We start from the raw sequence: 4,935 nt of genomic DNA, 5'->3' as shown, positions 1-4,935 counted from the left end.
AAAAAACAATAAATCTGTCAGTGACAGAAATGAGTGAGAACTCAAACTTTTAATGAGAGTTTGATCCTGGCTCAGGACGAACGCTGGCGGCGTGCCTAATACATGCAAGTAGAACGCTGAAGGAGGAGCTTGCTTCTCTGGATGAGTTGCGAACGGGTGAGTAACGCGTAGGTAACCTGCCTGGTAGCGGGGGATAACTATTGGAAACGATAGCTAATACCGCATAAGAGTAGATGTTGCATGACATTTGCTTAAAAGGTGCAATTGCATCACTACCAGATGGACCTGCGTTGTATTAGCTAGTTGGTGAGGTAACGGCTCACCAAGGCGACGATACATAGCCGACCTGAGAGGGTGATCGGCCACACTGGGACTGAGACACGGCCCAGACTCCTACGGGAGGCAGCAGTAGGGAATCTTCGGCAATGGACGGAAGTCTGACCGAGCAACGCCGCGTGAGTGAAGAAGGTTTTCGGATCGTAAAGCTCTGTTGTAAGAGAAGAACGAGTGTGAGAGTGGAAAGTTCACACTGTGACGGTATCTTACCAGAAAGGGACGGCTAACTACGTGCCAGCAGCCGCGGTAATACGTAGGTCCCGAGCGTTGTCCGGATTTATTGGGCGTAAAGCGAGCGCAGGCGGTTAGATAAGTCTGAAGTTAAAGGCTGTGGCTTAACCATAGTACGCTTTGGAAACTGTTTAACTTGAGTGCAAGAGGGGAGAGTGGAATTCCATGTGTAGCGGTGAAATGCGTAGATATATGGAGGAACACCGGTGGCGAAAGCGGCTCTCTGGCTTGTAACTGACGCTGAGGCTCGAAAGCGTGGGGAGCAAACAGGATTAGATACCCTGGTAGTCCACGCCGTAAACGATGAGTGCTAGGTGTTAGACCCTTTCCGGGGTTTAGTGCCGCAGCTAACGCATTAAGCACTCCGCCTGGGGAGTACGACCGCAAGGTTGAAACTCAAAGGAATTGACGGGGGCCCGCACAAGCGGTGGAGCATGTGGTTTAATTCGAAGCAACGCGAAGAACCTTACCAGGTCTTGACATCCCTCTGACCGCTCTAGAGATAGAGTTTTCCTTCGGGACAGAGGTGACAGGTGGTGCATGGTTGTCGTCAGCTCGTGTCGTGAGATGTTGGGTTAAGTCCCGCAACGAGCGCAACCCCTATTGTTAGTTGCCATCATTCAGTTGGGCACTCTAGCGAGACTGCCGGTAATAAACCGGAGGAAGGTGGGGATGACGTCAAATCATCATGCCCCTTATGACCTGGGCTACACACGTGCTACAATGGCTGGTACAACGAGTCGCAAGCCGGTGACGGCAAGCTAATCTCTTAAAGCCAGTCTCAGTTCGGATTGTAGGCTGCAACTCGCCTACATGAAGTCGGAATCGCTAGTAATCGCGGATCAGCACGCCGCGGTGAATACGTTCCCGGGCCTTGTACACACCGCCCGTCACACCACGAGAGTTTGTAACACCCGAAGTCGGTGAGGTAACCATTTGGAGCCAGCCGCCTAAGGTGGGATAGATGATTGGGGTGAAGTCGTAACAAGGTAGCCGTATCGGAAGGTGCGGCTGGATCACCTCCTTTCTAAGGATAAGGAACTGCACATTGGTCTTGTTTAGTCTTGAGAGGTCTTGTGGGGCCTTAGCTCAGCTGGGAGAGCGCCTGCTTTGCACGCAGGAGGTCAGCGGTTCGATCCCGCTAGGCTCCATTGGTGAGAGATCACCAAGTAATGCACATTGAAAATTGAATATCTATATCAAATAGTAACAAGAAAATAAACCGAAACGCTGTAGTATTAAAAGAGTTTATGACTGAAAGGTCAGAAAATAAGGTTAAGTTAATAAGGGCGCACGGTGGATGCCTTGGCACTAGGAGCCGAAGAAGGACGTGACAAACGACGATATGCCTTGGGTAGCTGTAAGTAAGCGATGATCCAGGGATTTCCGAATGGGGGAACCCAACAGGTACTACCTGTTACCCGCATCTGTTAAGGATGTGAGGAGGAAGACGCAGTGAACTGAAACATCTAAGTAGCTGCAGGAAGAGAAAGCAAAAGCGATTGCCTTAGTAGCGGCGAGCGAAACGGCAGGAGGGCAAACCGAAGAGTTTACTCTTCGGGGTTGTAGGACTGCAATGTGGACTCAAAGATTATAGAAGAATGATTTGGGAAGATCAGCCAAAGAGAGTAACAGCCTCGTATTTAAAATAGTCTTTGTACCTAGCAGTATCCTGAGTACGGCGGGACACGTGAAATCCCGTCGGAATCTGGGAGGACCATCTCCCAACCCTAAATACTCCCTAGTGACCGATAGTGAACCAGTACCGTGAGGGAAAGGTGAAAAGCACCCCGGGAGGGGAGTGAAATAGAACCTGAAACCGTGTGCCTACAACAAGTTCGAGCCCGTTAATGGGTGAGAGCGTGCCTTTTGTAGAATGAACCGGCGAGTTACGATATGATGCGAGGTTAAGTTGAAGAGACGGAGCCGCAGGGAAACCGAGTCTGAATAGGGCGCATTAGTATCATGTCGTAGACCCGAAACCATGTGACCTACCCATGAGCAGGTTGAAGGTGCGGTAAGACGCACTGGAGGACCGAACCAGGGCACGTTGAAAAGTGCTTGGATGACTTGTGGGTAGCGGAGAAATTCCAAACGAACTTGGAGATAGCTGGTTCTCTCCGAAATAGCTTTAGGGCTAGCGTCGACATAAAGATTCTTGGAGGTAGAGCACTGTTTGGGTGAGGGGTCCATCCCGGATTACCAATCTCAGATAAACTCCGAATGCCAATGAATTATGGTCGGCAGTCAGACTGCGAGTGCTAAGATCCGTAGTCGAAAGGGAAACAGCCCAGACCACCAGCTAAGGTCCCAAAATAATTGTTAAGTGGAAAAGGATGTGGGGTTGCACAGACAACTAGGATGTTAGCTTAGAAGCAGCTATTCATTCAAAGAGTGCGTAATAGCTCACTAGTCGAGTGACCCTGCGCCGAAAATGTACCGGGGCTAAAACAATTTACCGAAGCTGTGGATACCTTTATAGGTATGGTAGGAGAGCGTTCTATGTGTGATGAAGGTATACCGTGAGGAGTGCTGGAACGCATAGAAGTGAGAATGCCGGTATGAGTAGCGAAAGACAGGTGAGAATCCTGTCCACCGTAAGACTAAGGTTTCCAGGGGAAGGCTCGTCCGCCCTGGGTTAGTCGGGACCTAAGGAGAGACCGAAAGGTGTATCCGATGGACAACAGGTTGATATTCCTGTACTAGAGTATGTAGTGATGGAGGGACGCAGTAGGCTAACTAAAGCAGACGAATGGAAGAGTCTGTCTAAGCAGTGAGGTGTGAATTGAGTCAAATGCTTAATTCTATAACATTGAGCTGTGATGGGGAGCGAAGTTTAGTAGCGAAGTTAGTGACGTCACACTGCCAAGAAAAGCTTCTAGCGTTTAAACATACTCTACCCGTACCGCAAACCGACACAGGTAGTCGAGGCGAGTAGCCTCAGGTGAGCGAGAGAACTCTCGTTAAGGAACTCGGCAAAATGACCCCGTAACTTCGGGAGAAGGGGTGCTGACTTTACGTCAGCCGCAGTGAATAGGCCCAAGCAACTGTTTATCAAAAACACAGCTCTCTGCTAAATCGTAAGATGATGTATAGGGGGTGACGCCTGCCCGGTGCTGGAAGGTTAAGAGGAGTGCTTAGGAGTAATCCGAAGGTATGAATTGAAGCCCCAGTAAACGGCGGCCGTAACTATAACGGTCCTAAGGTAGCGAAATTCCTTGTCGGGTAAGTTCCGACCCGCACGAAAGGCGTAATGATTTGGGCACTGTCTCAACGAGAGACTCGGTGAAATTTTAGTACCTGTGAAGATGCAGGTTACCCGCGACAGGACGGAAAGACCCCATGGAGCTTTACTGCAGTTTGATATTGAGTGTCTGTACCACATGTACAGGATAGGTAGGAGTCTATGAGATCGGGACGCCAGTTTCGAAGGAGACGTTGTTGGGATACTACCCTTGTGTTATGGCCACTCTAACCCGGATAGGTTATCCCTATCGGAGACAGTGTCTGACGGGCAGTTTGACTGGGGCGGTCGCCTCCTAAAAGGTAACGGAGGCGCCCAAAGGTTCCCTCAGAATGGTTGGAAATCATTCGCAGAGTGTAAAGGTATAAGGGAGCTTGACTGCGAGAGCTACAACTCGAGCAGGGACGAAAGTCGGGCTTAGTGATCCGGTGGTTCCGTATGGAAGGGCCATCGCTCAACGGATAAAAGCTACCCTGGGGATAACAGGCTTATCTCCCCCAAGAGTTCACATCGACGGGGAGGTTTGGCACCTCGATGTCGGCTCGTCGCATCCTGGGGCTGTAGTCGGTCCCAAGGGTTGGGCTGTTCGCCCATTAAAGCGGCACGCGAGCTGGGTTCAGAACGTCGTGAGACAGTTCGGTCCCTATCCGTCGCGGGCGTAGGAAATTTGAGAGGATCTGCTCCTAGTACGAGAGGACCAGAGTGGACTTACCGCTGGTGTACCAGTTGTCTTGCCAAAGGCATCGCTGGGTAGCTATGTAGGGAAGGGATAAACGCTGAAAGCATCTAAGTGTGAAACCCACCTCAAGATGAGATTTCCCATGATTTTATATCAGTAAGAGCCCTGAGAGATGATCAGGTAGATAGGTTAGAAGTGGAAGTGTGGCGACACATGTAGCGGACTAATACTAATAGCTCGAGGACTTATCCAAAGTAACTGAGAATACGAAGTGTGAGGTTTTCTTGGTATTTGATAGATATTCAATTTTGAGTAGGTATTACTCAGAGTTAAGTGACGATAGCCTAGGAGATACACCTGTACCCATGCCGAACACAGTAGTTAAGCCCTAGAACGCCGGAAGTAGTTGGGGGTTGCCCCCTGTGAGATATGGAAGTCGCTTAGC

Annotated in this window: 1 tRNA gene and 3 rRNA genes; all 4 read left to right on the top strand. The window is 50.0% G+C overall.

Annotated features, from left to right (window positions below):
* Positions 1–48 precede the first annotated feature (48 nt).
* The 4 genes from MK395_RS10240 (at position 49) to rrf (ending at position 4,935) form a co-directional block, all read left to right on the top strand.
* Positions 49–1,594 (top strand): 16S ribosomal RNA (locus MK395_RS10240).
* A gap of 51 nt (positions 1,595–1,645) precedes the next feature.
* Positions 1,646–1,718, top strand: a tRNA-Ala gene (locus MK395_RS10235).
* Between the two features lie 122 nt (positions 1,719–1,840).
* Positions 1,841–4,743: ribosomal RNA gene (locus MK395_RS10230) — 23S ribosomal RNA — on the top strand.
* A 76-nt stretch (positions 4,744–4,819) separates the two neighbouring features.
* Positions 4,820–4,935 (top strand): 5S ribosomal RNA (rrf, locus tag MK395_RS10225).
* Together the 16S, 23S and 5S rRNA genes with 1 tRNA gene alongside form the textbook arrangement of a ribosomal RNA operon.

The organism is Streptococcus oralis, from assembly GCF_026782085.1.
GTDB classification, from domain to species: domain Bacteria; phylum Bacillota; class Bacilli; order Lactobacillales; family Streptococcaceae; genus Streptococcus; species Streptococcus oralis_DA.
Note: the sequence above shows the minus strand (reverse complement) of the source record. Positions and strands in the feature narration are given on the sequence as shown.